This window comes from Saccharothrix sp. DSM 118769, from assembly GCF_052936295.1.
This window is the reverse complement of record NZ_CP193627.1, coordinates 3,241,027-3,266,617: the sequence shown is the minus strand read 5'-3', so window position 1 is coordinate 3,266,617 and position 25,591 is coordinate 3,241,027. Positions and strand designations below refer to the sequence as shown.

The 25,591-nt window shown below is 73.8% G+C and carries 24 protein-coding genes; 15 read left to right on the top strand and 9 right to left on the bottom strand.

The window, feature by feature from the left end; genetic code table 11:
- Positions 1–36 precede the first annotated feature (36 nt).
- From rpmB to rpsR, 4 genes are read left to right on the top strand one after another with little or no spacing between them, the layout of a single operon-like run.
- Positions 37–276 (top strand): 50S ribosomal protein L28, encoded by a 240-nt coding sequence (gene rpmB, locus ACRAKJ_RS14655; RefSeq protein WP_438926189.1) that lies wholly within the window; start codon positions 37–39, stop codon positions 274–276.
- Complete coding sequence (gene rpmG / locus ACRAKJ_RS14650) at positions 276–443, top strand: 50S ribosomal protein L33 (protein WP_033439124.1); 168 nt, start codon at positions 276–278, stop codon at positions 441–443. The genes rpmB and rpmG overlap by 1 nt, the downstream gene beginning before the upstream one ends.
- A complete protein-coding gene (rpsN, locus tag ACRAKJ_RS14645; protein ID WP_438926190.1) occupies positions 443–739 on the top strand; it encodes a 30S ribosomal protein S14 in 297 nt (98 codons plus the stop codon). The genes rpmG and rpsN overlap by 1 nt, the downstream gene beginning before the upstream one ends.
- A 5-nt stretch (positions 740–744) precedes the next feature.
- Positions 745–978, top strand: a complete 234-nt coding sequence (gene rpsR / locus ACRAKJ_RS14640) for a 30S ribosomal protein S18 (RefSeq protein WP_447008979.1) — start codon at positions 745–747, stop codon at positions 976–978.
- 102 nt (positions 979–1,080) lie between these two features.
- Here rpsR and ACRAKJ_RS14635 read toward each other — a convergent pair whose 3' ends face one another.
- The 6 genes from ACRAKJ_RS14635 to ACRAKJ_RS14610 are packed head-to-tail and all read right to left on the bottom strand — an operon-like array spanning position 1,081 to position 8,070.
- Positions 1,081–2,706: a choice-of-anchor M domain-containing protein gene (locus ACRAKJ_RS14635; protein ID WP_447008978.1), complete on the bottom strand. Its 1,626-nt coding sequence runs from the start codon at positions 2,704–2,706 to the stop codon at positions 1,081–1,083.
- On the bottom strand, positions 2,703–4,100 hold the full coding sequence (locus tag ACRAKJ_RS14630; RefSeq protein ID WP_438926681.1) for a choice-of-anchor M domain-containing protein: 1,398 nt from the start codon (positions 4,098–4,100) through the stop codon (positions 2,703–2,705). The genes ACRAKJ_RS14635 and ACRAKJ_RS14630 overlap by 4 nt, the downstream gene beginning before the upstream one ends.
- Complete coding sequence (locus ACRAKJ_RS14625; RefSeq protein WP_438926682.1) at positions 4,097–4,987, bottom strand: anchored repeat-type ABC transporter permease subunit; 891 nt, start codon at positions 4,985–4,987, stop codon at positions 4,097–4,099. Before ACRAKJ_RS14625 ends, ACRAKJ_RS14630 begins: the two co-directional genes overlap by 4 nt.
- A complete protein-coding gene (locus ACRAKJ_RS14620; RefSeq protein WP_438926683.1) occupies positions 4,984–5,736 on the bottom strand; it encodes an anchored repeat-type ABC transporter ATP-binding subunit in 753 nt (250 codons plus the stop codon). The genes ACRAKJ_RS14625 and ACRAKJ_RS14620 overlap by 4 nt, the downstream gene beginning before the upstream one ends.
- Complete coding sequence (locus ACRAKJ_RS14615) at positions 5,729–6,556, bottom strand: TIGR03773 family transporter-associated surface protein (RefSeq protein WP_438926684.1); 828 nt, start codon at positions 6,554–6,556, stop codon at positions 5,729–5,731. The genes ACRAKJ_RS14620 and ACRAKJ_RS14615 overlap by 8 nt, the downstream gene beginning before the upstream one ends.
- Positions 6,544–8,070 carry an anchored repeat ABC transporter, substrate-binding protein gene (locus tag ACRAKJ_RS14610; RefSeq protein ID WP_438926685.1) on the bottom strand — a complete coding sequence of 509 codons (1,527 nt, stop codon included), beginning with the start codon at positions 8,068–8,070 and terminating at the stop codon, positions 6,544–6,546. The genes ACRAKJ_RS14615 and ACRAKJ_RS14610 overlap by 13 nt, the downstream gene beginning before the upstream one ends.
- Before the next feature lie 270 nt (positions 8,071–8,340).
- Between ACRAKJ_RS14610 and ACRAKJ_RS14605 the strand changes: the two genes are divergently transcribed.
- The 7 genes from ACRAKJ_RS14605 to ACRAKJ_RS14575 all read left to right on the top strand — a co-directional run bounded on the left by ACRAKJ_RS14605 (position 8,341) and on the right by ACRAKJ_RS14575 (position 17,747).
- Positions 8,341–8,988 (top strand): choice-of-anchor M domain-containing protein, encoded by a 648-nt coding sequence (locus ACRAKJ_RS14605; protein WP_438926686.1) that lies wholly within the window; start codon positions 8,341–8,343, stop codon positions 8,986–8,988.
- Complete coding sequence (locus ACRAKJ_RS14600; protein WP_447008977.1) at positions 8,985–9,620, top strand: choice-of-anchor M domain-containing protein; 636 nt, start codon at positions 8,985–8,987, stop codon at positions 9,618–9,620. Before ACRAKJ_RS14605 ends, ACRAKJ_RS14600 begins: the two co-directional genes overlap by 4 nt.
- Positions 9,621–9,790: 170 nt before the next feature.
- On the top strand, positions 9,791–11,479 hold the full coding sequence (locus ACRAKJ_RS14595; protein ID WP_438927037.1) for a choice-of-anchor M domain-containing protein: 1,689 nt from the start codon (positions 9,791–9,793) through the stop codon (positions 11,477–11,479).
- Positions 11,480–11,578: 99 nt separating this feature from the next.
- The gene (locus ACRAKJ_RS14590; protein WP_447008976.1) at positions 11,579–13,078 is read left to right on the top strand and encodes a choice-of-anchor M domain-containing protein; all 1,500 of its coding nucleotides are present in this window, start codon (positions 11,579–11,581) and stop codon (positions 13,076–13,078) included.
- Positions 13,079–13,161: 83 nt separating this feature from the next.
- Positions 13,162–14,151 (top strand): WxL protein peptidoglycan domain-containing protein, encoded by a 990-nt coding sequence (locus ACRAKJ_RS14585; protein ID WP_447008975.1) that lies wholly within the window; start codon positions 13,162–13,164, stop codon positions 14,149–14,151.
- Between the two features lie 272 nt (positions 14,152–14,423).
- Complete coding sequence (locus tag ACRAKJ_RS14580) at positions 14,424–17,516, top strand: RHS repeat-associated core domain-containing protein (RefSeq protein ID WP_438926985.1); 3,093 nt, start codon at positions 14,424–14,426, stop codon at positions 17,514–17,516.
- 9 nt (positions 17,517–17,525) lie between these two features.
- Complete coding sequence (locus ACRAKJ_RS14575) at positions 17,526–17,747, top strand: hypothetical protein (protein ID WP_438926986.1); 222 nt, start codon at positions 17,526–17,528, stop codon at positions 17,745–17,747.
- Between the two features lie 172 nt (positions 17,748–17,919).
- Here the strand turns inward: ACRAKJ_RS14575 and ACRAKJ_RS14570 are convergent, their stop codons facing one another.
- Together ACRAKJ_RS14570 and ACRAKJ_RS14565 are read right to left on the bottom strand one after the other, a co-directional pair.
- The gene (locus ACRAKJ_RS14570; protein ID WP_438926899.1) at positions 17,920–18,222 is read right to left on the bottom strand and encodes a hypothetical protein; all 303 of its coding nucleotides are present in this window, start codon (positions 18,220–18,222) and stop codon (positions 17,920–17,922) included.
- Positions 18,219–18,584 (bottom strand): DUF1330 domain-containing protein, encoded by a 366-nt coding sequence (locus ACRAKJ_RS14565; RefSeq protein ID WP_438926900.1) that lies wholly within the window; start codon positions 18,582–18,584, stop codon positions 18,219–18,221. The genes ACRAKJ_RS14570 and ACRAKJ_RS14565 overlap by 4 nt, the downstream gene beginning before the upstream one ends.
- 184 nt (positions 18,585–18,768) lie before the next feature.
- On the opposite strand from ACRAKJ_RS14565, the gene ACRAKJ_RS14560 reads away from it, so the two are divergent.
- From ACRAKJ_RS14560 to ACRAKJ_RS14550, 3 genes are read left to right on the top strand one after another with little or no spacing between them, the layout of a single operon-like run.
- On the top strand, positions 18,769–19,938 hold the full coding sequence (locus ACRAKJ_RS14560; protein WP_438926901.1) for a hypothetical protein: 1,170 nt from the start codon (positions 18,769–18,771) through the stop codon (positions 19,936–19,938).
- Positions 19,929–21,515 carry a substrate-binding domain-containing protein gene (locus tag ACRAKJ_RS14555; RefSeq protein ID WP_438926902.1) on the top strand — a complete coding sequence of 529 codons (1,587 nt, stop codon included), beginning with the start codon at positions 19,929–19,931 and terminating at the stop codon, positions 21,513–21,515. Before ACRAKJ_RS14560 ends, ACRAKJ_RS14555 begins: the two co-directional genes overlap by 10 nt.
- Complete coding sequence (locus tag ACRAKJ_RS14550) at positions 21,502–22,236, top strand: hypothetical protein (RefSeq protein WP_438926903.1); 735 nt, start codon at positions 21,502–21,504, stop codon at positions 22,234–22,236. The genes ACRAKJ_RS14555 and ACRAKJ_RS14550 overlap by 14 nt, the downstream gene beginning before the upstream one ends.
- A 75-nt stretch (positions 22,237–22,311) precedes the next feature.
- On the opposite strand, the gene ACRAKJ_RS14545 is transcribed toward ACRAKJ_RS14550, so the two are convergent.
- The gene (locus ACRAKJ_RS14545) at positions 22,312–24,417 is read right to left on the bottom strand and encodes a putative bifunctional diguanylate cyclase/phosphodiesterase (protein WP_447008974.1); all 2,106 of its coding nucleotides are present in this window, start codon (positions 24,415–24,417) and stop codon (positions 22,312–22,314) included.
- Positions 24,418–24,782: 365 nt separating this feature from the next.
- On the opposite strand from ACRAKJ_RS14545, the gene ACRAKJ_RS14540 reads away from it, so the two are divergent.
- Complete coding sequence (locus tag ACRAKJ_RS14540; RefSeq protein WP_438923962.1) at positions 24,783–25,580, top strand: hypothetical protein; 798 nt, start codon at positions 24,783–24,785, stop codon at positions 25,578–25,580.
- Positions 25,581–25,591: the final 11 nt, after the last annotated feature.

Here is a 25,591-nt window from a genome sequence, read left to right as displayed (position 1 = left end):
TAACGGAAACGATTGTCGTTTCAAGTTGGAGGTAGCGTGTCCTCACGGCACTGCCAGGTGACCGGGCGCAGGCCCGGTTTCGGCAAGCAGGTCTCGCACAGCAACCGGCGCACGTCCCGGCGCTGGCTGCCCAACACCCAGCGCCGCCGCTTCTGGCTGCCCTCGGAGAACCGGTACGTGGTGCTCACCCTGTCGACCAAGGGCATCAAGACCGTCGACCGGCGCGGCATCGAGTCCGTGGTCGCCGAGCTGCGCCGCCAGGGGGTGAAGGTCTGATGGCCAAGTCCACCGACGTCCGGCCGATCATCAAGCTGAGGTCCACCGCGGGCACCGGCTACACCTACGTCACCCGCAAGAACCGCCGCAACGACCCCGACCGGCTCGTGCTGCGCAAGTTCGACCCCGTCGTGCGCAGGCACGTCGACTTCAAGGAGGAGCGCTGATGGCCAAGAAGTCCAAGATCGCCAAGGACCGGCGGCGACGCGAGGTCGTCGCCCGCCACGCCGAGCGGCGCGCGGAGCTGAAGGAGGTCATCCGGCTCGACCCGGAGCGCCGCGACGAGGCGCAGCGGGCGTTGCGGAAGCTGCCGCGCGACGCCAGCCCCACGAGGCTGCGCAACCGCGACGCGGTGGACGGCCGCCCCCGCGCCTTCCACCGCGCGTTCGGCCTGTCCCGCATCCGGCTCCGCGAGATGGCGCACCGGGGCGAGCTGCCCGGCGTGACCAAGTCGAGCTGGTGAGCCGCGTGCCCAGGGTCGAACGCACCCCGAAGCGCCGGGTGAACCTGCTGCACAAGGAGGGCATCGCCGAGGTCGACTGGAAGGACGTGACGCTGCTCCGCAAGTTCGTCTCCGACCGCGGCAAGATCCGCTCCCGCCGCGTCACCGGCCTGACGCCGCAGCAACAGCGCCAGGTCGCCACCGCCATCAAGAACGCCCGTGAGATGGCCCTGCTCCCCTACCCCAGCCAGGGGCGGTGACGGACCGGGTGTGCCCCGCCGACCGGCGGGGCACACCCGCACCGACGCCGAACGCGGTGCGGGGCCCGGACGGGTTCGTCCGGGCCCCGCACCGCGTTCGGGTCAGCCGCCGTGGGTGCGCCTGCGCCGGGTGAGGACCAGCACGGCGGCGCCGGTCGCGGTCAGCAGGGCGGCGAGCAGCACGGCCGTGCCCACACCGCCGACGCCGGTGGAGGCCAGACCCGCCGGCCTGGGCGCGGACGCCGCCGGCGAGGTGGTCGGGACCGGCCCGGCGGTGGTCGTGCCGGCGGGCGTCGTGGTGGCCGGTGCCGTGGTGGTGGTGCCCGGGGGTGCGCAGGTCCCGCCCGCGGTGGGGTCGACGTCGCCGACGGCGATGGTGAAGACGTCGCTGTCGGTGGCCGTGCGGCCGTCGACGAGGGTGGCGGTGACCTCGACGGTGATCCGGTAGGTGCCCTCCGCGCCGAACGCCCAGTTGGCGTGCGCGTGCGTGCCGAGCGGGACCGTGGTGGTGTCGGGGAGGCCGTCACCGGAGTCGACCAGCACCACGGGGGCCACGCCGCTGAGGAACACGCCGAGGCGGCCGGGGCCGTCCACGGCGGTCACGCGGAGGTCGACACCGCCCGCGACCTGCTGCGGGCTGAGGGACTCGGTGTTCCAGCCGGCCCACACGACGCCGGGCACCTGGGTCTGCGGGATGAGCCAGACCGGTGCGCCGGGTGCGCCCAGGAACGAGTAGGCGGGGTCGGCGGGCACGGTGTTGCGCGCGGCGGGGACCAGGTGGAGCACGACGTCGGCCGGGTCGCGCCACACGGCGCGGTCGGGCCCCGCGGTGCCGTCCTTGACCCCGGTGGTGAGCCGGCCGTCGAGGAGGCGCGGGGCGATGAGGTCGACGTGGCCGTCGGCGAGGACCGCGCACGACGTGGGCGGGGCGGTGGTGGTCGTCGTGCCCGTCGTCGTGGTGGTGGTGCCGGTCGTGGTGGTCGTGGTCGTCGTGGTGGTAGTGGTGGTGGGGTCCGTGCCCGTGCCGGGTTTCACGGTGGCGGGGTCGACCGCGCCCACCGCGACGGCGTAGGTCGTGGTGTCGCGCAGCGGCGTGCCGTCCGGGGCGGTGGCCGTGACGGTGAAGGTGAGCCGGTAGACGCCCTGGGCGGTGAACGTCCAGTTCGCGTGGGCGTGGGTGCCGAGCACCAGCGGGTGCTGCTGCGGCAGCGGCAGGGCGGTGTCGAACACGCGCGGCAGCGGTTCGCCGACCGGGCCGCTCTGGAACACGGTGAGCGTGCCGGGCGCGGGGCTGCCGGGCAGGTCGCCGCCGATCGCGTCGAGGGTCCAGCGCACCGACCCCGGGTCGACCAGGTCGGCGGTCAGGGACTCGGTGTTCCACCCGGCCCAGACCACGTTCGGGTCCTGGATCTCGGGGATGAGCCACAGGTCGCTGCCCACGGGGCCGAGGAAGGCGTACTCGGGGATGTCGGGCACCTGGATGCGCGACTCCGGCTTGACGTGCGTGACGACCCGCTCGGGGTCGAGGACCGTCGGCGGGGTGGTGTTGCCGTCCTTGTAGCGGATGTCCAGCGCGCCGTCGACGACGACCGGGGCGAGCAGGTCCACGTGCCCCACGTCGACGACCGGCGCGGCCTCCTGGGCGGAGGCCGGGGCGAGGGACAGCGCGGCGAGCGCCGCGACCGCGAGGGCGGCGAACGCGGCTCTCGCGCGGGTCGGGGTGGTCACGGGTTCTCCTTGGCGGGGCGGCGGCGGGCGAGCACGAGCGCGGCGGCGCCCGTCGCGACGAGGACGAGCGCGAGGCCGGCGGTGGCGGGCAGGGCGGCGGGACCGGTGGAGGCCAGTCGGTTCGGCGTCCCGGTCCGCAGGTCGGTGCCGCCCGGCTGCTGCTGCCCAACCTGCCCGTTCTGCCCGGTCGGGACGCCGTCGCCGACGACGAAGGTGAGGGTCTCCGTGTCGCTCAGCGCGGTGCCGTCGGCACCGGTTGCCGTGACGGCGAAGGTCAGCCGGTAGCGGCCGGGTCCGGCGAACGCCCAGTTGGCGTGCGCGTGGGTGCCCAGCGGGACGGAGAGGGTGTCCGGCAGGCCGTCGGCGCTGTTGAAGATGATCTCCGGCGCGCCGAACGAGCCGGTGGTGAACAGGCCGAAGGCACCCGGTCCGTCGACCGCGGTCAGCGCCCACGTCACCGGGCCCGACACCTCGGCCGGGCGCAGCTCCTCGGTGTTCCAGCCCGTCCACAGCAGGTCCGCGCGCTGGGTCTGCGGCAGCAGGAAGACCTGTTCGCCGGCCCCGCCGAGGAAGGACAGCGCCGGTTGCGCCGGGAGTTCGGTGCGCGCGGCGGCCGTGACCCGGAACTCGACGTCCGCGGGTTCGCGCCAGGTCGTGACGCCGGTGGTGGTGCCGTCCTTGACCTGGGCGTGCAGGCCGTCCGGCAGCACGCGGAGCGCGACGGCGTCGACGTGGCCGCGGTCCGGGGTGACGCGGCCGGTGGCCGTGGGCGGCTGCTGCGCGGCGGCGGCGACCCGCGGCTGCGGCGGTGCGGCCTCGACCTGCGGCTGCGGCGGTGCGGCGGCGGGGGCCGGTGCCGGCGGGAGCGCCCTCGGCTCGACGGCGATCCCGGGCTCGGCGTCCGCGGCGACCGACAGCGCGTAGTCGCGCGTGGCGGTCAACGGGCTGCCGTCGAAGGTGTGCGCTGCGGCCTCGACGCGCAGCACGTGGTCGCCGGGCGGTGGCGCGTCGACCTCCACCGTCCCGCTGGAGGCGACCGGGACCGCCACCGGTTCGCCCTGCGGCGCGAGCGGTTCCGCGACCGGCTGCTCCACGGGCTCCACGACGGAGGTCCGCAGGCTCACGGTGTCGCCGAACACGGTGCCGGGTTCGATGGCGGTGGTGTCCCAGCGCAGGCGCACCCGCTCGGTCCCGGCGGGCACCGCGAGCGGGTCGGGCGGCGCGTCCAGCTCCAGCGAGCCGGTTTCGACGTCCAGCTCCAGCGAGCCGGTTTCGACGTCCAGCACCGCGTCCGCGACCCGCGTGTCGGGTACCGGTTCGGCGATCGCGGCGGGCGCGGTCATCAGCAGCGCGGTGGCCACGCCGAGCAGCGCGCCGGTCCGGGTGGGGGTCACGACTTCTCCTCGGCGAGCGCGGGCGCGGGCGCGGCGGGAACGGCGGTCCGGCGGGGCCTGGCGAGCAGGCCGTGGCGCGGCGCGAACAGCCAGCACAGCAGGAAGACCGCGGTGAGGGTGAGCACGATCAGGCCGCCGGCGGCCAGGTCGAACGCGTAGGACAGGTAGAGGCCGAGCACGCTGCCGCCCGCGCCGATCAGCGGGGCCAGCAGCATCATCGCGCCGAGGCGGTCGGTGAGCAGCCTCGCCGCCGCGGCGGGGGTCACGAGCAGGGCGAGGACCAGGATGTTGCCCACGGCTTGCAGCGAGATGACGATGGCCAGGGTCACCATCACGTGCAGCACCACGTCCAGCCAGAACACCGGCAGGCCGACCGCGCGGGCCTGCTCCCGGTCCAGGGTCGCGGCGGTGAACCGGCTGTTGAACAGCGCCGTGCACAGCAGCACCGCCGCGCCGATCACGGCGACCGACGCGACGTCGGAGTCGCTGATGCCCAGGATCGAGCCGAACAGGAACGACTCCAGCGAGCCGCCGTAGCCGGGCGCGGTGCTGAGGATGACGATGCCGAGGCCGAACGAGGCGGCGAAGAAGATCCCGATGACGGAGTCCTCCTTGAGCCTGCGGTTCTGCGCGAACACCGCGATCAGCAGCGCGGTGATCACGCCCGCGACCGCGCCGCCGAGCACCAGGTTGGTGCCGAGCACGAAGGCGACGGCGATGCCGGGGAAGACGGCGTGCGAGACGGCGTCGCCGATGAACGCCATGCCGCGCAGCACCACGTGGCTGCCGATCACGCCGCAGACCAGGCCCGACATCAGCGCCACCAGCAGCGCGCGGCGCCAGAAGTCGTACTCCCACGGCGCGGTCAGGAACTCCACGACCGTCACCCGGCCACCCCCAGTGCCTTGAGCAGCTGCTCGGCCCGGTCCAGGCCGAAGGTGCGCAGCCAGATGTCGGTGTCGGCCAGCGCGGCCGGCTCGCCGTCGGCGACGACCGTGCGGTTGAGCAGGCACAGCCGGTCGCACAGCGCGGTGGCGGCGACGAGGTCGTGCGTGGTCATGAGCACCGCCACCCCTTCGTCGCGCAGTCCGGTCAGCACCGCGCCCAGCAGCTCCTGGGTGGGTGCGTCGATGCCGGTGAACGGCTCGTCGAGCAGCAGCACCTCCGGCCGCAGGACCAGCGCGCGGGCGACCAGGACCCGTTGCCGCTGGCCGCCGGACAGCTCGCCGACCGGCCTGGTCCTCAGCCCCGCGAGGCCGACGCGGTCCAGGGCGTCGGCGACGGCCTCGCGGTCCCGCGCGGTGCGGCGGCGCAGCAGGCCGGTCAGGTGGGTGCGGCCGGTGGCGACCGCGCCCTCCACCGTGATCGGGAAGTCCCAGGCGAACTCGTGGCGCTGCGGCACGTAGCCGAGCGAGCCCTGCGCCTGGCGCGGCGTGCGGCCGGCGACGACGACCGTGCCGCGGTGCGCCGGCACCAGGCCGAGCGCGGTGCGCAGCAACGTCGTCTTGCCCGCGCCGTTGGGCCCGATCAGGCCGACCAGCTCGCCCCGGCGCAGCCGGAAGTCCACATCGGACAGCACCTCCCGGCCGCCCAGGTGCACGCTCACGCCGGTGATCTCCAGCACCTCGTCAGTCATCGGTCCCCCTCCTCGCGCGGCGGGACCGGGCGACGAGCGCCGCCGCCCCGACCACGAGCACGCCGCCCACCGCGATCCACGCCCACGGCGGGCCCTGGGCCGCGGTGCCCCCGGACGCGGCGGTGTCCGGTCCTGCCGTCCCCTGACCGGCGGTCGGGGTGCTCCGCGCCGTCGTGGCGAACGCCGCCGCCGGGTCGCCCGGTCCGACGTGCACGTTGAGCGTCGCGCGGTCGCCGAGGCCGCCGGCGGTGGCCATCTCCACGTCCAGCGAGTAGGCGCCCGGCGCGGTGAACACCCAGTTGCCGTGCACGTGGGTGCCGGCCTCGACGCCGGTCTCCTGCGGGTAGGGCCGGTCGCTGCCGAAGATCGCCTCCGGCGCGCCGAAGTTCCCGGTGAGGAAAAGCTCGAAGCGGCCGGGGCCCTCGACGCCGTGCAGGCGCCAGTCCACCTCGCGGCCGACGACCCCGGCGATGCTCGGGTCCTGGGTGTTCCAGCCGGGCCACACGACCCGCGGGTCCTGGACCTGCGGCAGCACCCAGACCTCGCCGCCGGGCGTGCCGAGGAACGCGTAGGCGGGGTCGTCGGGGACGGTGGTCCTCGCCGCGTCCGCCACCTGGAGCACCACGTCGGCGGGGTCCCGCCACACGGGGCCGTCGCCGGTGTCGTCGCGGAGCTGGAGGGTCCACTCGCCGTCGACCAGGCGCGGGCCGAGGTCGACGTGGCCGTCGGCGATGACCACCGGCGCGTCGGCGTGCGCGGCCGGGGGTGCGAGCAGGAGCAGCGCGGCGGCGGCGAGCAGGGCTCGGGTCAGGCGAGGCACCGGGCGACCTCCTCCGCGTTGTGCCGCATCATGTCCACGTAGTTGCGGGCGTCGTCGTCGAAGGCGTCGCCGTAGAGCAGGCAGACCTCGACGCCCTGGTCGCGGGCGACCTGGGTGAGCACCGAGCCGCGTTGGGCGAGGTTGGGTTCCATGAAGACCGCGGGCACCTTCAGGTTGCGGATGGTCTCGGTCAGCTTGCGCACGTCCTCGACGCTGGGTTCCTGCGCGGGGTTGGGCACCACGAACCCGGCCACGCTCATCTCGTAGGCGCCGGCGAAGTAGCCGAAGCCGTCGTGCGTGGTGACCAGGTGGCGGCGTTCGCGGGGCACGGCCGCCACGGTGTCGCGCACCCGCGCGTCGAGCTCGTCGAGCCGGGCGAGGTAGTCGCGGGTGTTGCGGTCGTAGTCGGCGGCGCCGTCCGGGTCGGCGGTGCGCAGCGTGTCGCGCATCAGCTCGGCGTAGGCGCGGGCGTTGCGCACGTCCTGCCACAGGTGCGGGTCGATCTCGCCGTGCACGTGCTTGCCCAGCACCGCCTGCGGCAGCTGGTGCACCGACGCGCCGGCCGTGCCGAGGAACGCGAACCGGGGGTCGTCGGGCACCGTGGCGATGGCCTTGTTCGGCACCTCGATGACCGCCTCGGCCGCGGGCACGACCTGCTGCGTGGTGCCGCCGGCGCGGTCGTTGAACGTGTACAGCTCGCCGGTGTCCAGGTCCACGGTCACGTCCGTGTGCCCCTCGTTCAGCACGGTCTTCGCGATGCCGGTCGGGTCGATGCCCACCGCGAAGGTGAACGTGCCCTCGCCCAGGGGCACCTCGTCGGCACCGTTGAGCAACGACGCGCGCATCGTCAGCCGGTAGGTGCCCGGTGCGGTGAACGCCCAGTTGAGGTGGGTGTGCGCGGCAGGAGGCAGCGTGGCGGAGTCCACGTCGGACAGTCCGTCGCCGGAGTCGAAGTACACCACCGGTTTGCCCAGCGACTCGGTCAGGTAGGCCACGAGCTTGCCCGGGCCCTCCACGGCGGTCGCGGTCAGCCGCACCTCGGAGGTGCGCGTGGCACCGCGCTGCCCGCCGTCGCCGCGCACGCGCAGCCCGAACCACAGCACGTCGAGCCCGACGTCCTCCACCAGCGGGATGACGTGCGCGCCGTAGGTCTCCGCCGCCTCGGCCAGCGAGACGTTCGGCGTCCCCTCGCGCGCGTTGGCGTCGATGGCCTTGATCAGCCGCTGTTCTTCGAGCAGCAGGTGGTTGGTGAACGTCACGTCCGCCGCGGCGACCTTCTTCGCGTCGGCCGGCGTCGGCTCGTAGGAGTGCGGGTCACCCCCGGGCGGCACCAGCGAGTCCACCCGGACCCGGTCTCCCCCGACGTTGCGCGCCAGGTCGGCCAGGATTTCCGTGGTCGCGACCACCGACAGGCCGTCGCCGGCACTTCGCCCCCCTGCCGAGGTGCACCCGGTCACGGCGAGCAGGGCCGCGCAGAAGGACGCGGCGGCCCGTGAGGGTGCACGCACTCGCATGTGTTCTCGAACCTCCAGACGCCCGTCACCCGACCGGTGGGGGCACCGCGAACTTAATACCAACGACAACCGTTTTCAATGGACCGTCCGGCCCTGATGGTAACGATTGCCATTAGCCACACTGGCCGTGTTCCCCGGCGGCCGTCGAACGCCGGCGCCCGCACCCCGGGATGGGGCCGTTCGGTCGTATTGACAACGATAATCGTGTGCAACACTCCGGGCACGGCCCCTCCCGGGCCGGAACACCCGCACGATTGGAGTGCCACGACCTTGCGCACGACTGCACGCATCGCCCTGCTCGCGGTGGCGGTGACCGGCCTGTCCGGCCTCGTCGCCGCTCCCGCGACGGCCACCCCGGTCGCCACCGTCGACTCGGGCCACGTCGACGTCTTCGGCGTCGCCTTCGAGGACGGCGCGTTCGACCTGCACGTCCACGACGAGACCAACGACGTCGAGCACGCGCCCTCCGAGGTCCTGCTGGTCGCCAAGTCGGCGGCGAAGACCACCGTGCCCGCCGACCCCGCCTACGCCTTCCTCGGCGCCCCCGGCGCACCGGTCTGGGTGCTGCCCGAGATCGAGGACCCGAACCTGATCTGGCCCGGCATCGCCACGGAGGAGGTGGAACCCGGCGTCTTCGTCGAGGGTTCCCTGCGCCTGAAGGTCACGCGCGCCTACGGCCCCGGCGACTTCAGCATCTTCACCACCGACGCCGTCGGCGCGCCGAACGTGCTGGTCGACAGCGGCAACGGCCTGCCCGACCGCATCGACCTCACGGCCGACAACCACGTGCACGCCAACTGGGCGTTCGAGGCGGCCGGCTACTACCGCGTCACCGTCCGCGCCGTCGGCACGCTGGCGGCGACCGGCGAGCACGTCGTGTCCACCCCCGCCACCTACACCTTCAAGGTGAACAAGTGATCGCCCGCCTCTCCGCCGCCGCGCTCGCCGCGGGGCTCGCCCTGCTCACCACGGGCACGGCCCACGCGTCCACCACCCTCTCCTCCGGCCACGTCGACGTGATCGACGTCGACTGGACCGGAACCGCGCTCACCCTCGACCTCGTCGACGCCACCGCGTCACCCGCCGTCGACCGCGACCCGTCGACCGTGACGCTCAACGCGGTCCCCGCGAGCAGGTCCACCGTGCCGTCCGGCAGCGCCTACTCCTTCCTCGGCGCGCCCGGGTCGACGTTCTGGGTCCTGCCGCAGAACCAGGTGAGCGGAATCCTCTGGCCGGGCCTCAACACCGCGGGCGTGCCCGCCGGCGCGCTGCTGAACAACTCGCTGACCGTGAAGCTCGTCTCGGTCACCGGTCCCGCCGACGTCAGCGTCTACACCACCGGCTTCGGCGGGTCGGTGAGCGTGTGGTTCGACAGCGGCAACGGCCTGCCCGACGCCCGCACCTTCGCGATCAACAGCCACGCCCACGCCAACTGGGCCTTCGAGGCGGCCGGCACCTACACCGCCGCCTTCGAGGTCACCGCCACCACGGCGGCCGGCACGGCGATCACCACCGGCCAGAAGACCTACACCTTCACCGTGCAGCCCTGACCCCTGCCGAGGTCCGACCAACCAGGTCCGCGGTGCCCACCGTCCGGTGGGCACCGCGGACCTGCGCGTTCGGCGACGGGACCGTGACGGGCCAACCACCCGGAGTGATAGTTGAAAAGGATTATCATATCAATTAGCGTGGTCGCACCAGGCTCCACCGAAAGGGAGAGATGCGGTCCCGCACAGCGAAGTCCCACCCACGCGCGCCCCTCGCCGCGAAGATCACGCGTGCCGCGACCGCCTTCCTGATCACGATGTCGGCCTCCGGCGCGACGGCGACGGCCGAGGAAGGGCCCGCGCCGACCCCACCGCAGCGGCAGCTGCTCGCGACCGGCCACGCCGACCTGGTGTCGGTGTTCCTCGAAGCGGGATCGCTGGTCGTGGCGGGACAGTCCGATGTGGACCGGACGGCCACCCGGTTCGACCCCGCGCGCACCACCGTGAACGTCACCGACGCCGCACTGCGGCCCGCTCCGGGCTCCGCGGCCCACGCCTTCCTCGGCGTCCCGGCCGGCGCGCCGGTCCACGTGCTCCCGCAGGCGTTCCGACCCGGGGTGCTGTGGGCGGGCTGGAACACCGGGTCCGTGCCGCGCGGCGCACTGGCCGGCGACGCGGTGGACATCACCCTGCGCGAGGTGCGCGGGCCCGGCCGGGTCGAGGTCTACCTCAGCGGTGTCGAGGGGCCCGAGCGGGTCTGGAGCTCCCACGACCCCGGCCTGCGGACGCTGCGCGCGGCGGTGCCGACGCACGCGCACGCCAACTGGGCGTTCACCGCGCCGGGCGTCTACGAACTGGAGTTCACCGCCTCCGCCACCACCTCGTCGGGCGAACCGCTGACCTCCGCCCCCGCGCGCTACGCCGTCGTGGTCGGCCCGCTCGCGACCGCGGCGACCACGACGGCGCTGGACGTGGCGGACACCGCCGGCGGGCTGCGGCTCACCGGCCGGGTGACCGGCGGACCCGCGCACCTGCACGGCGGCGTCCCGACCGGGTGGGTCGAGTTCCACGCCCACCACGCCACCCGCGACGAGGTCGTGGGCCACGCGGCGGTGGACGGCGGGCAGGCCGTGCTGGAGGTCCCCGACGCCACCGCCGTCGCCTACGGCGCGCGGTTCGTGCCGGCGGTCGCGGACCTGGTGGCGCCCTCGTGGTCGGCCGCGGTCGCCAACCCGCGGGCTCCGCCGGGCGCGGTCGTGGTCGGGGTGCGCGACCGCTACGTCGTCGGGGAGACCGTCACCGCCACCGCGCTGGTCACCCCGGCCCGCCCCGGTCACACCGTGTCGTGGTGGACCAGGCGGGGCGCGACCCCCACGCCGCGCGGAACCGGCGAGTCCCTGGGTCTCGTGGCCACCGCCGACCTCGACGGGGCCGAACTCGGTTTCGACCTGGTGGACGCCGGGGGCGACACCGCGACCTCCTCCCGCGCGGTCACCCTCCGCGTCGATCCCGCCGTCCCGCCGACCACTGCCCCGCCGACCACTGCGGTGCCCACCACCGCACCGGGCCCACCGACCGACACCCCGGCGCCCCCACCGCCCCCGACCGGTCCCGCGGCGTCGTGCGTCCGGACCGGGGTCACCCAGACCCCGGCGGCAGGCCCGGGCCACGACTTCCCCGTATCCGATCCGGTGTGGACAGTCCCGCTGAGCCGGTCCCCCGGTGTGCCGCGGTCCTCCTTCAGCGGCACCGCGGACGGCCGGGGGTGCGCGCCCGGCGCGCCCGGCGCGCCCGGCCTGGCGAGCACCGGCCTGGACGGCGAGCACCTGCTCGGCCTGGCCGTCGCCGCCGCCCTGCTGATCCCGCTCGGCCTGCTCCTGACCGGCCTGGCCACCGTGGCCGCGGCCCGCCGACGTTCCTGAACCACCCACGAGGAAGGAGTCCCTTCCCGTCCGACGTCCCCGGACGTCGTCCCCACCGCGCCGCGCCCTCCCGGGCCCGGCCAGAACCGAGGAAGAACCGTGAACGCAGTGCAAGACCGCAGGACCAAGAGCCGGGCGGGGCGGTACACCGCCACCCTGGCCTCGGTCACCGCCCTGGGGCTCGCCCTGGGCTCCCTGACCGGGACCGCCCACGCCGAAGCCGCCTACGCCGACAAGCAGGTCGTGTCCGAGGGCCACGTCGACGTGTTCTACGTCGACGTCGTGGACTCCGCCCACACGCTGGTGGCGCACACCGCCGCCGGCAACGTCGCTCCCGCCGACCTGGTGATCCAGGCCAAGCCGTCGGTGGCCGCGCGCACGGTCGGCGCGACCATCGCCGGACTGCCCGGCTGGAAGCCGCAGGGCGAGACCTACTACCTGCTGCCCCAGACGTCCCAGGCGGGTCAGGTGTTCGGCGGCTTCGGCCACAGCCCCGCCGTGGCCGAGGGCACGTCGGTGACCTACGCCCTCGACTCGGTGCAGGGCCCCGGCGCGTTCGCGCTGTGGCAGAACGGCGAGGACGGCCCGAACGTCTTCCTCGCCTCCGCCGGGGACGGGCCGAAGTCGTTCACCAGCACGGCCGACCACGAGCACGTCAACTGGGGCTTCACCGAGCAGGGCGAGTACAGGGTGACCGTGCGCGCCGCGGTGACCCCGCCCGGCGGCACCGCCGAGCAGCTCCAGCCCGTCGTCTACACGTTCTTCGTCGGCGAGGAGCTGCCGCAGGACCCCGGCACCGACCCCGGCACCCCGGCCACGCAGCTGTCCGTCACCGGCCTGGCCGCGCACTACCACGCGGGCGGCGTCGCAGCCCTGACCGCCGTGCAGACCCCGTCCACCGGCGAGGAGCACTACCACTGGTTCACCCGTGCCGCCGGTGAGGCGGAGTGGTCGGTCGTGCCGGGTGCCCTGAGCGGCAAGTACGGCTTCGTCGTCCGCACCGCCGACGACGGCCGCGAGGTCAAGGCCGTGCTCTACGACCACGACCACCGGGTGATCGCCGAGTCCGCGCCGGTCGTCGTCGACGTCGACGACCACGGCAACGACCCGGTCAACGGCCCGACCATCAGCACGACGCTGAGCGCGCAGGAGGGCGTGCTGGCGATCAGCGTCGCGCCGGAGAACCGGGAGGTGGACCTGGGCGCGCTCACGCTCACCCCGGCCGCCGACCGCTACGCCGCCGCCGGCGCGCTCAAGCCGATCACCGTCACCGACACCAGGGCGGACAACCCCGGCTGGAACGCCTCCGGCCGGGTGCGCGCCTTCACCACGGTCGACGGGCAGCAGCTCGGCGGCAAGTACCTGGGCTGGACGCCCACCGTGCTGTCCGCCTCGGCCGACCAGACCGTGACCGCCGGTCCGCGGGTCGACCCCGGCTTCACCGCCGGCAACGGCCTGTCCACCTGGTCGCAGTTGGGCTCCGCGGCGGCCGGCGCCGGCCGCGGCACCGCGCAGCTCGGCGCGGAGCTGGACCTGGAGGCCCCCGCCGACCTGGCGCCGGGCACCTACCGGGCCCTGCTCATCCTCACCGCCATCTGACCGACCAGCCACCTGACCGACCCCCGGTGCGGGTCCGCTCCCCGGAGCGGACCCGCACCACCCCTTCCCGCGCTGGAGCGCTCGTGAGAACCCCGTTGGCCGCGGCCCGCCGCGCCGGAGCCACCCTGATCGTCGCCGCCCTCCTCCCGATGCCCCACGCGGTGGCGCAACCCGTCGCCGGTGACGCCGACCGGCAGACGTGGTCGGTCGCGCCGGCGTCGGCGTCCGGACCCGACGGCCGGGCCCGGTTCGACTACGTCGTGGAACCGGGGATGCGGTACGACGACCACCTCGCGGTACGCAACCTCGGGGAGGGCGAGATCACGCTGGACCTCTACGCCGGGGACGCGGTCAACACCGGCACCGGCGGGTTCGACCTGCTCGCCCGCGACGAGGCGTCCGCCGTCGTCGGCGACTGGGTCACCGTCTCCGCGCCGCGGGTCGTCGTGCCCGCGCGGGGGACCGCGGTGGTGCCGTTCAGCGTCGCCGTCCCCGCCGACGCCGAGCCCGGTGACCACGTGGGCGGCCTCGTCGCCGCCCTGACCACCAGCGGCGGCGACACCCCGGTCGAGGTGGAGCGCCGGGTGGGCAGCAGGCTCTACGCCCGGGTGGCCGGGCCGATCGACGCCACCGTGCGGATCGACTCGGTGACCCCGTCCTACCGGGGCACGCCCAACCCGGCGGGGACCGGCGAGGTGGACGTCACCTACACGATCGTCAACGACGGCAACCTGCGCCTGTCGCTGCTGCCGTCGGTGCGCCTGAGCGGCCCGTTCGGCCTCGGGGAGCGCTCGACCACCGGCGAGGTGCTGCCGGAACTGCTGCCGGGCAACGCCGTGACGCTCACGCGGACCGTCACCGACGTGTGGCCCCTCGGCCCGCTCGACGTCCGGGTCACGGCCGAACCCGTCACCTCGGCGACCCAGTCCCTCGGCGGCGCCGTGCCCCCCGCGACCGCCGACGCCTCCGTGTGGGCCGTGCCCTGGACCGCCCTGGGCGCCCTGGCGTTGTTCCTGGGGATCGTCGTGGCGCTCCGGCGCGTCCGCCGGAAGATCCGGGCGCTGCGCGGCTGACCCCGCCCGGAGCGGACCCGACTCGCAGCCGGCCAAGCCCCGTCGTCACCGGGGCACACCGGACACGCCCGAGGTGCTTCACCCACTCGCCGCCGAACGCGGCGATCCCGTTACGCCGGGTAGTCCGGGAACTGCTCCGTTCAGGCGGCCGGAGGCAGCCGGGATGCGTCCCGATGCGGTGATCGTTAGCTTCGGCAGGGCCGGTGCCGAGGGGGCACCGGGCGCGCCGGGCTGCCGACAAGGCGCTCGGCCTTGCGAGGGGGACTTCTTCCATGAGACGCAGGATCCTGCGTGGGTTCGTGCTGCGCGCTTTCGGCGGCGCGACGGCGGTGGTGCTGGCCACGGGTCTGGTCAGCGGTGTGGGGCAGGCGGCACCGGAGGGGGCCGCGGAGCAGGGGGTGGAGGCCCCCGAGTCGTGGACGCCGGGGGGCGAGGTCGCGAGGACGCCGGTGGGCGGCGCGCCGCCGGACCGGCCGTGGCGCGGCGGTGAGGTCGGGGCGCAGACCATCGCCTGCACCACCTGGGACCGGCCCGGGGCGCTGCCGTCCTACCCGATGGAGCGGCACCGGATCAGCGACCGGCTGGAGCTGTCGGTCAACCTGTCCAACGGCAACGTGATGGTCGTCGCGCGCGACCTGACGTTGCCCGGCACCGGCCTGAACCTGTCGGTGGACCACGTCTACAACAGCCAGGGCTGGGGTTCGGACGACTTCGGCAACTGGCAGCTCAGCACCGGCAGCGGCGTGGGGTTGTGGCTGTGGAACGGCAGCGTCGAGCTGTTCGGCCCCAACGGCTACTGCGTCAGCTTCGACGAACGGCCCGACGGCGGCTACACCTCGCCGCCCGGCATCGACGCCACGTTGACCAAGGCCGCCGACGGCACGTTCACCGCGACCTTCCACGACTCGCAGGAGAAGTGGCGGTTCGACGCCGATGGCTGGTTCACCTCGCAGGAGGACCGCAACGGCAACACCAACACGATGCACTACGGGCCCGACGGCGACCTGGCGTCGATCACCGACTCGCAGGGCCGCGTCACCTCCTTCGCCTCGGACGACCAGGGCCGCGTCACCTCGATCACGGACCCGTCCGGGCTGTCGTTCGGCGGCTACACCTACGACGACGGCAAGCTGACCCGGTTCGCCGACCGCGACGGCAAGCAGGTCGCGCTGGAGTACGACGACGACGGCCTGCTGACCCGCCTCACCGACGCCCGCGGGGGCGTTTACGCGCTCGGCTGGAGCGACCGGCGGGTCGCGTCGCTGACCAAGCCTCTCGCCGGCGGGACGACGGCCACCACCACCTACGCCTACCGGGAGGTGGACGGGGACGAGACCACGGTCACCGACGCCAACGGCCACGCCGCGGTGCACGAGTTCGACGGCGAAGGCCGCCAGACCAGGGCCACCGACGCGCTCGGGCACGAGCAGTCGCAGACCTGGACGGCGAACAGCGACGTCAACACCGCCACCAACGCCCTGTCGCACTCCACGACGTACAACTACGACTCGCTCAACAACCTCATCGGCACCCAGTTGCCCACGGGGGCGCAAAGCGTCGTGGGCTACACCAGCTCGGCGCACCCGCACCTGCCCACCCAGGTCACCGACCCGTCGGGCAACCAGCACACCCGCGAGTACGACACCCGCGGCAACCTGACCAAGATCCGCTCCACCGGCCTGAACGCCGACATCGAGACCTACACGTACAACGCCCGCGGCCTGGTCACCACCCGCAAGGACGGCAAGGGCGCCACCACCACCTACACCTACGACACGGCCGGGAACCTGACCAAGGTCGCCCCGCCCGCGCCGATGGGCGCCACCACCTACACCCACGACTCGCTCTCCCGCGTCACCAGCGTCACCGACGGCAACGGCGTGCGCATCGACTACGGCTACGACAAGCTCGACCACGTCGTGTCGGTCAAGCACGGCTCCACCGTGCGCCAGGCCAACACCTACGACGCCAACGGCAACCTCACCTCCACCCAGGTCCCCGGCGTCACCAGGACCCTCGACCACGACGCCCGCAACCAGCTCACCAAGGTCACCCGCGGCACCGAGGTCGTCTCCTACACCTACGACAAGGCCGGCAACCTCAAGACCCTGACCACCCCGTCCGGCACCGCCACCTACGACTACGACGAGGCCGACCGGCTCTCCTCGCTGACCGACGCGCACGGCGGCACCACCACGTTCGAGCACGACGACAACGACCAGCGCACCAGGACCACCTTCCCCGGTGGGCAGGCGTGGCAGACCAACGAGTACGACACCTCCGGCCGGTTGAGGTACAGCTGGATCGGCAAGGCCGGCACGGTCGTCTTCCCGTTCCTCAGCTACACCTACGCCAAGGCGGACGGCACCGACACCGACAAGATCCAGACCAAGTACGTCTACACCCAGGGCACCGTCGCCTACACCTACGACGCGCTGGGCCGTCTGACCCAGGCGGGCACCGGCACCTACAGCCTGGACAACGCCACCAACCTGCTCTCCGGCGAGGGCCGCACGTACACCGTCAACGCCGCCGACCAGTACACCAAGATCAACGACGTGAACGCGGTGTTCGACGGCGCGGGCAACTACAAGTCCACCACCAACCCGGAGTCCAGCTTCACCTTCAGCCCCACCAACCAGCTGCTCACCGGCAACCTCGGCAGCACGAAGGTGCTCGACTTCGCCTACGACACCGGCGACCAGGCCCAGCCGCACACCATCACCGAGACCCCGACCGGCGGCAGCCAGGTCACCCACGTGTTCACCCGCACCGCGCTCGGGGTAACAGAGACCGTGGACAACGGGCAGCGCACCGGCTACACCCGCGACCCCGACGGCCTGCTGGTCACCCTCAGGACCCCCGCCGGCGCGCGCTACGGCGCGGTCACCGACCCGCAGGGCAGCGTCATGGCCCTGGTCGACGCCAACGGCGACGTGGCCGCCCGCTACGCCTACAGCCCCTACGGCGTGGTCACCGCCACCGGCACCGCCGCGAACGCCAACCCGTTCCGCTACCTCGGCGCCTACCAGCTCCAGCGCGGCCACCACCTGCTCGGCTACCGCGTCTACGACAGCGCCTACGCGCGCTTCCGCTCCCCCGACCCCACCGGCCAGGAACCCAACCCGTACAACTACGCCCAGGGCGACCCGATCAACAACAGCGACCCCACCGGGGCGTTGTCGTTCCTCGGGGTGAGCGGCGCGGCCAAGTTCGCCGGGAAGGCGCTCGGCGCGGTCGCGACGCCGATCGCGGCGGGCTGCTACATCTCCCGGGCCTGGGTCGACACGGACAACTCGTGGAGCGACGAGTTCACGGACCTGAACGCGTGCTTCAACCCGTTCTCGGACTACTTCCAGCAGTGAGGAGTCGGTATGACCCGTGAGAGGGACCCCGGACGGACGGCGGTCGCCGCACTCGGCTTCACGGCGCTGGCGCTGCTGCTGGTGAGCCTCGTGCTCAGCGGTGTCGCGGCCATGTCCGGCGCCGGCGGCCTGGGCACGTGGCGCAACGTCACCGGCGCCGTGGGCGGGGTCATGCTCATGATGTGGGGCGTCGCGTTCACGTTCGGCTCCCGCCGCGACAAGGCGGGCTGAACCGCGGCGGTGCGCGATGCGGGAGCGGGGCCCGACGCCGGACGCGTCGGGCCCCGCTTCACGTGGGCACCCGGCCGGTCTTCACCCTCGGTACAGGTAGTTACCATCTACGTAGATTCGATCTACGCCACCAGGCATGTCGGGCTGCGTGGGCAGACAGGCCGAGCTGCGACTACTGCGCAAGCGCCTCGATCGGGTGGCCCGCCGCTTTCCGCGTCCTGGGCGCGACGCTGCCGGACAGCCCGACTGTCGTGGTGCTCGACGAGCTGCCGTGGTTGGCCGAACAGGACGAGGTCTTCGACGGCGCGTTGCAGACCGCGTGGGACCGGCCGTGGTCGCGGCGGCCGGTGCTGCCGGGCAGCGACCTGCACGTGATGGAGCGCCTCACCGCCTGCGACCGCCCCTTCGCGTCCGACACCCGGTCGTGCACCCTCGTGGTCTCGCGGACCACGGAGGTCCGCGCCGCCCGGATCACGCCCAGGGGACGGTGGCCTGCAACACCGCCTCGCTCAGCGCGGCGGTGCGCAAGCGGGTGACCTCCTGGTACTCGGGGTCGGCGACCATGCGGCAGAACGCGTCCCGGTCGGGGTAGCGCACGACGACCACCGCGTCCCAGCTCTGCCCGTCCTCCGCGACCAGCACCGTGGACCCGGTGCCCGCGTACAGCACCTCGCCCCCGTGGCGCGGCAGGAACGTCCTGGTCAGCTGCTCCGCGTACGCCCGGTAGGACTCGACACCGCCCTCGGCGAAGCGCAGCAGGTTCAGCATCACCACCGGCCCGCCCGGGTCCTCGGCGAGCAGTCGTTTCAGGTCGGCACCGCGCGGGTCGACAGCCATCCGATCATCATGGCCCGGGGTGGCGCGGACCGCATCGGTGACTCCGCCGGTGCCCGGCCGGCCCGCCGTCGCGGGTGGGGCCACCACCCCGGTGAAGGCCAAAGCGTTATCCGGACGACCGGTCGCGTTCACCGAGCGGGCGTACCGATGGAGTCGGTACGCCGCGGGAACCGCTGGAGGACGTGTGGCCGACGAGCCGCTGTTAAGGATCAAACCGCCTCCACCGCGCCCCGCACTGGCCCCGGTGCTCGCCGTCGGCCTGGTCGGCCTGCTCCTGCTCGGGCTGGTCCCCGTCCTGGTCCGCACGGCGCCACCCGCGCAGGCCGTCACCGTCGTCCGGGGCAAGCTGGGGTCGAAGGTCGACTTCTTCCGCGATCCCGGGGTGCGGGAGATCCTCAAGCGCAGGAACTACGAGGTCGCCGTCGACAACTCCGGTTCGCGGGAGATCGCCACGCACGACGTCGACCGCTACGACTTCGTCTTCCCCTCGGGCCAGCCCGCGACCGACCTGATCCTGGCCGACCGGCAGGAGAACGACCAGTACGCCCAGGCGTACGTCCCGTTCGTCAGCCCGATCGTGCTCGCCACCTACCGCCCGTACGCGCGGGCCCTGCACGACGCGGGCATCGCCATCCCGATGGACGACCAGCGCCCCAACCCGCTCTACTACGAGTTGGACATCGGCAGGTTCGTCGAGCTGACCGAATCGGGCAAGCGCTGGAACGACATCGGCGTCCGCGCCCACGGCATCCAGAACAACAACCTGGTCCTCGCCCACACCTCCGACGTGTGCAAGTCCAACTCCGGCGGCACGTACCAGGGGCTGATCGCCTACGCGAAGAACGGCGGCCGGGCCGCGACGGCCGAGGAGGAGGCGGTCTCGCTCGGCGAGGCGCTGAAGCCGTTCTACCGCTCCCAGGGCGCCCCCACGGCCGACCGGGTCCCCTTCTACCTGTCGCCGGAGGGCAAGGGGATCGCGCCGATCGTGGTGATCTACGAGCACCAGTACCTGGCCCACCAGCTGCGGCGCCCGAACGGGCAGCCCGACGAGGACCGCGTCCTGCTCTACCCCGCCGACCACTTCGAGACCCAGCCGTCGTTCATCGCCCTCAACGAGACCGGGAAGAAGCTCGCCGAGCTGCTGCGCACCGATCCCGAGCTGCGCCGGCGAGCCGTCGAGCTGGGGTTCCGGGTGCTCGACGCGGAGCAGCGGACCACGAGCCCGGAACTGACCGGCATGCTCACCGGGCACGGGCTGGAGGCGCCGTCGTCCGACAACGACTACACGCGCGCGTACCTGCCGCCGCTGGAGGTCTTCGAGAAGCTCATCACCACGATCGGCGGATGTCCGTGACGCGGGCCGCGACGAAGGCGGCGGCCCTGCTCTGCGCCGTGCTCGTGCTGCTCACGGCGTGCACCGCCGACCCCGAACCGCCGCGCACCACCCTGACGGTGCTCGCCTCCTCCGAGCTGACGGACATGCGGCCCCTGCTGGACGAGCTGCGCCGCGACACCGGCGTCGAGCTCGTCGTGGAGCACCGGGGCACGATCGACGCGACCGACTCGCTCACCCCCGGCAGCTACCGGCACGACATCGCCTGGCTGTCCACGGACCGCTACTTCGACCTGAAGCTCAAGCAGCTCCAGTACGCCGGGGAACGACCGCTGAGCGCCAGGTTCATGTTCTCGCCGCTGGCGGTGGGGGTGAAACCGGCGGTCGCCGAGCTGCTGCGGACCTCGGCGGCGGACCAGCGGCTCTCCTGGGCGGACCTGGCCGACCGGTCCGCCACGGGGATGGTGCGCTTCGGGATGGCGGACCCGCGGCACGCGGGCAGCGGGCTCTCCGCGCTGATCGGTGTCGCGACGGCGGCGGCCGGCACCGGCGGGGCGCTGCGCGAGGAGGACGTCACCTGCGACCGGCTGCGCGGCTTCTTCGCCGGGCGCACCCTCGCCGGGGAGACCTCGCGGCAGCTCGCCGACAGCTACGCCGCCGACCAGGACGCCGCGGACGCGCTGATCAACTACGAGTCGGTGCTGCTGTCCCTCAACGCCGGCGGGCAGCTGCGCGAGCCGCTGGAGATCCTCTACCCGCGCGACGGCATCATCCTCGCCGACTACCCGATGCTGCTGCTCGACCCGGCCAAGCGGGACAGCTTCGACGCGGTCGTGACGTGGTTCCAGTCCGAGCGGGCGCAGCGCGGCATCATGGAGCGCACGCTGCGCCGCCCGCTGGACAACCGGGTGCCGCGCGACCCCCGGTTCCGCGACTTCGGCACGAACACCCTGTACTTCCCCGAGCGCAAGGAGACCGTCGACCGGCTCGCCGCCGCGTACGCCGACCCGCTGTCCAGGAACCCCTCGCAGGTGATCTTCGCGCTGGACTTCTCCACGTCGATGCGCGGGCAGCGGATAGCGGACCTGCGGTCCACGTTCGCAGGTTTCAGCGGTGCCGACCCGTCGGAGGCCGGCAAGTTCACCCGCTTCTACCGGGGCGAGAGGTTCACCGTCGTGCGCTTCGGCGGGCAGGTCCTCGACGAGCGGGACTTCGTGATCGAGGACCAGTCCGACCTCGACGCCATCCGCGACCACATCGCCACCGACCGCTTCGACGACGGGACCGGCGTGTGGTCGGCGCTGGAGGCGGCCTACGGGAAAGCCGCGGCCGTCACCGCCGCCGACCCCGGGCAGCCGGTCACGATCGTGCTGATGACCGACGGGGAGAACAACACCGGGATCGGGTTGGCGGACTTCCTGCGCAACCACGAGGCGCGGCACCCGGCGGCGAAGGCCGTGCACACCTACACCGTTCGCTTCGGCGAGGCCGACCCCGGTGAGCTGGACCGGGCGGCGAGGGCCACCGGGGGGCACATGGTCGACGCGAACGCGACATCGCTGTCCGAGGCGTTCAAGGAGATCCGTGGCTGCCGGTAGCGCGTTGTTCTGGGTCCTCGTCGTCGTGGGGACCGCCCTGGTCGTCGCCGCCGCGGTGCTGTACGCGCGCCGCAGGCGGGACCCCAGCGCGGCGCCCGGCCTCATCGGCAGCCACGAGGTGCTGATGTACCTCAACGAGGCGGTGGTCATGGACATCCTCCAGTACCGCGACGACGTCTCGGCGCTCAAGCGGCAGGTGGAGAAGTACACCCGGGACACCACGGAGGGCCGCGGCGAGGTGAAGACCCGCTGGCTCAACGTCACCGGCGGCCGGACCCGTGAAGGCGAGAGGGCCGAGTTCTTCGAGGTCGTGGAACAGCCGATCACCGCGATCCGCAAGGTCGTGCGGCACCTGGAGGCGGCCGACGCCATCGTCTACGCGGACTTCCACGACGGCGAGGTGCACGCGCACCACAGCCTGGTCGGCGACGCCCGCGGCGGGGCGGCCCTGAGCGACACCCGGATGTTCCTGTCCGTCGTCGGGGTGTTCGAGGTGTACGAGGAGAAGGACCAGCCCGACGCGGACTACCTCCGCCTGCGCGTGCCCTACCCCGGCGGTGAGGCTCACGCGCGCGTCAAGTTCCCGCGCAGCGGTCTGCGGAAGAACGACGTGCTGCCGCAGGGGAACACCTCGTTCGGGGGACGCGTGCTGGGCAAGGTGGAGAGCTGGGACGAGGAGGACCGGGTGCTGAAGATGTGGGCCCTGGCGATCTTCCGGTGACGCGCGCGGCCGGTGCCCGCGGGACCGGCGTGGTCGTCCCGGCGGTCGAGCGGGAGGACCCGGTCGCCGGGCGGGTCAGGGGCGCGGCAGCGGGAGGGGGCCGGCGACCAGGTCGGGGTGCCAGTTCTCCAGCAGGTCCGGTTTGCCGAACAGGTAGCCCTGGAGGTAGTCGCAGCCGGAGTCGCGCAGCCAGTGCGCCTGGGTCGGCGTCTCGACGCCCTCGGCGACCGTGCGCGCGCCCAGCACGGCGGCGAGGTCGATGATGCACCGCACCACGCCCTCGGTCCGGGCGTCCTCGCCGAGGCCGTCGGTGAACGACTTGTCGATCTTCACCAGGTCGAACGGGAAGCGCCGCAGGTAGTTCAGCGACGAGTAGCCGGTGCCGAAGTCGTCCAGCGCCACGCGCACGCCCAGCTCGCGCACGTCCATCAGCACCCGCATGGCGGTCTCGTCGGCCCACACCGCCTCGGTGACCTCGACGGTCAGCTCCCGCGGTTCCAGGCCGGTGGACGTCAGCAGCTCCCCGACCTGCCGCGAGAACGCGTCGCCGGCCAGCTGACCGGGCGAGACGTTGACCGCGACGCCCAGGGAGCGGCCGCGCCGCCGCCAGCGCACCGCGTCCGTGCACGCCGCGCGCAGCACGTGCGCGCCCAGCGGCACGATCAGGCCGGTCTCCTCGGCCAGGCCGATGAACCGGTCGGGCCCGAGCAGGCCGTGTCCCGGGCGCCGCCACCGCACCAGGGCCTCGGCGTGGACGGCGCGGCCCGCGGCCAGGTCGACGATGGGCTGGTAGTGCAGGACCAGTTCGTCGTTGTCCAGCGCGGCGCGCAGGTCGACCTTGTCGCGCTGGCGGGCGGCGACGTCCTCGCCCATCTCGCGCCGGAACGCCCGGACCCGTCCCCCGCCCTCGCGCTTGGCCACGTACATCGCCACGTCGGCGTCGCGCAGCAGGTCGTGCGCCGTGCGACCGGTGCCGTCGCGGCCGGCCACGGCCACCCCGACGCTGCCCCTGATCACGGTGCCCTCGCCCGGGCCGGCGGGGGTGGCCAGCGCGGTGAGCACGCGGTGGGCCAGGCCGACCTCGTCCCCGGGCGCCGTCAGCACGGCGAACTCGTCCCCGCCCAGGCGGGCCGCGACGTCGTGCTCGCCGAGCGCGGTGCGCAGGCGCCGTGCCGCCTCGACCAGCCGCCGGTCCCCCACCTGGTGGCCCTGGACGTCGTTGACCTCCTTGAACCGGTCCAGGTCGACCAGCAGGAGCGCGACGTCCCCGTCCTCCAGCGCGCGGTCGACCAGGTCGAGGAAGTAGCGGCGGCCGGTCAGGCCGGTCAGCTCGTCGTGCTCGCAGTGCTCGCGCAGCACGTCCTCCCGGCGCCGGCGCGCGGTGACGTCGACGACCGCGACCATCACCCGCCCCGGGCCGTCCTCGTCCGGGACGTCCACGGGGTGCAGGGTGAGCGCGGTCTCGGTGCCGGCGCGGTCGAGCCGCAGTTCGACCGGGTCGGGGGCGGGGCGGGCGCAGCCGCGGGCGCAGGCGGTGATCTCCGGGCCGTGCGGGCAGGGCACCGCGCCGGGGCCGTCCCACCCGAGCAGGTCGGCCGCGCGCTCGTTGAACAGCTCCGGCCGGCCCCCTCCGTCGAGCAGCACCAACCCGACCGGTCCGGCGCGCACCGCGGCCTCCGCGGCGCGGTGCGCCCTGTCCGCGCGGCGCCGCGCGCTCTCGGCCAGCCGGGCGGCGAGGGCCGTCTGGTGCAGGGCGGCCGACCCGATGGCCAGCCCCGCCAGCGGCATCAGCGCCGGGGCCAGGGTGTCCGGGCCCAGGTCGACCACCCGGCCGGCCAGGGCGGACGCGCCGAAGCCGAGGACGTAGCCGCACGCGGGGAGCAGGGCCTTGCCGGGGAAGCGGTGCTCGTCGTCGAGCAGCACCCGGCGGACGGTGACGCCGAACAGGAAACCCAGCACCGGCTGCGGGCTCGGCAGCACCAGCACGCCGGTCACCACGACGGCGGTCTCGACGAGGGCGCCCACCCACCCGTCCCGCCCCGGGCGGACCGCCCACCAGCACAGCAGCAGCGCCACGACCACGGCGGTGACGCCGGCGGCGGGCGTCGCACCCGCGAGCAGCAGCCGCGCCGCGAACACGACCCCGCCGGCCCAGGCGAAGACCGAGGTCCACCGGCGCACGCGGTGGAGAGCAACCCGTGCGTCCTCCGCGTCACCGGACGGCACGACAGTCGGAACGGCCACATCCCTCCCCGGATGAAGGCACGACAGCCGTGTCCGGGACCGGGGCCGGCCAGTGGTCCCGGGAGCTGTCGATCGACGGGCGAGCCTAGCGGAACGGCCGCGGGCGCGATCGGTGCAACCACCGGGACCCGCGTCCGCGTCACCGCCGCGGCCCCGGCACCGCTGTTCGCCGGGCACGGACTGCGCCCCACGCCCCAGTGCCCCTGCTCCCCGCGGCCGGGTCGCCTACGCCGAACCGGTCGAAGAACGGGCGATCCGCGACCGTTCCGGGTGGCGATCGGCCAAGATGGCACCGCCCGGCGGTGAGCGGGCCCCACAGCGGCACGACCCCGGAGGCCGTCACGACCAGCTCGTCCGATCGGCCGACACGCGTCGTCCTCGGGGCGTCGGGGCGACCCGACGCCCTCGACGCCGCGCTGTGGGCGACGTCGTACGCGAAACGACGCGGTCGCGACATCGCCGTGGCCCGGCCCGCCCCGCGCGCCGACGCCCCCGCCGGTCCGGCCCTCCGGGGCACCCCCGACGTCGCCGCACGCGCCCTGGTCGCCGAGTCCCGCACCGCCGACGTGGTCGTCCTGAGCGCGCGCACCGAGGCGGAGCGGTGGCTCGCGCTCGTCGTGGCCGCCTCGGCGCACTGCCCGGTCGTCGCCGTCCCGCCCGGCGCGGCGTGGCGCGACGACCTGCCCGTGCTGATCGGCACCGACGGCGACGGCGTGTCCCGGGCGACGCTGCTGTCCGGGTTCGCCCTGGCCGAGGCCCTGGGCACCGGCGTCCGCGTGGTCTGCTGCACCCGCGGTTCCTCCGCCGCCGGACCGCGGGCCGCCTCGACCGCGCACGCCGTGCTGACCACGATCGACCTGTACGCCGGGCGGCACCCGGACGTGCCGGTGGACGTGCGGGTCGCCGGGTCGCACCCGGTCACCGGCCTCGTCCGCCACGCGAGGCTGGCCTCGCTGCTGGTCGTCGGCTGCACCCCGACCACCGGGAACCCCACCAGCCGCGGTCTGCTCGACCACTGCTCCACCGCGCTCGTGCTCGTCGGCCCCCGTGCCGTCGTCCACGAGCGGCCGGCCTCGCCCGTCCACCCCCGCACGCCGTGAGCGGACCGCCC

What these genes read in the sequence shown, in the direction of transcription:
- rpmG (WP_033439124.1), top strand. Translation starts at nt 276, where the DNA reads ATGGCCAAGTCCACCGACGTCCGGCCGATCATCAAGCTGAGGTCCACC.
- rpsN (WP_438926190.1), top strand. Translation starts at nt 443, where the DNA reads ATGGCCAAGAAGTCCAAGATCGCCAAGGACCGGCGGCGACGCGAGGTC.
- ACRAKJ_RS14620 (WP_438926683.1), bottom strand. Translation starts at nt 5,736, where the DNA reads ATGACTGACGAGGTGCTGGAGATCACCGGCGTGAGCGTGCACCTGGGC.
- ACRAKJ_RS14610 (WP_438926685.1), bottom strand. Translation starts at nt 8,070, where the DNA reads ATGCGAGTGCGTGCACCCTCACGGGCCGCCGCGTCCTTCTGCGCGGCC.
- ACRAKJ_RS14595 (WP_438927037.1), top strand. Translation starts at nt 9,791, where the DNA reads ATGCGGTCCCGCACAGCGAAGTCCCACCCACGCGCGCCCCTCGCCGCG.
- ACRAKJ_RS14580 (WP_438926985.1), top strand. Translation starts at nt 14,424, where the DNA reads ATGAGACGCAGGATCCTGCGTGGGTTCGTGCTGCGCGCTTTCGGCGGC.
- ACRAKJ_RS14575 (WP_438926986.1), top strand. Translation starts at nt 17,526, where the DNA reads ATGACCCGTGAGAGGGACCCCGGACGGACGGCGGTCGCCGCACTCGGC.
- ACRAKJ_RS14565 (WP_438926900.1), bottom strand. Translation starts at nt 18,584, where the DNA reads ATGGCTGTCGACCCGCGCGGTGCCGACCTGAAACGACTGCTCGCCGAG.
- ACRAKJ_RS14555 (WP_438926902.1), top strand. Translation starts at nt 19,929, where the DNA reads ATGTCCGTGACGCGGGCCGCGACGAAGGCGGCGGCCCTGCTCTGCGCC.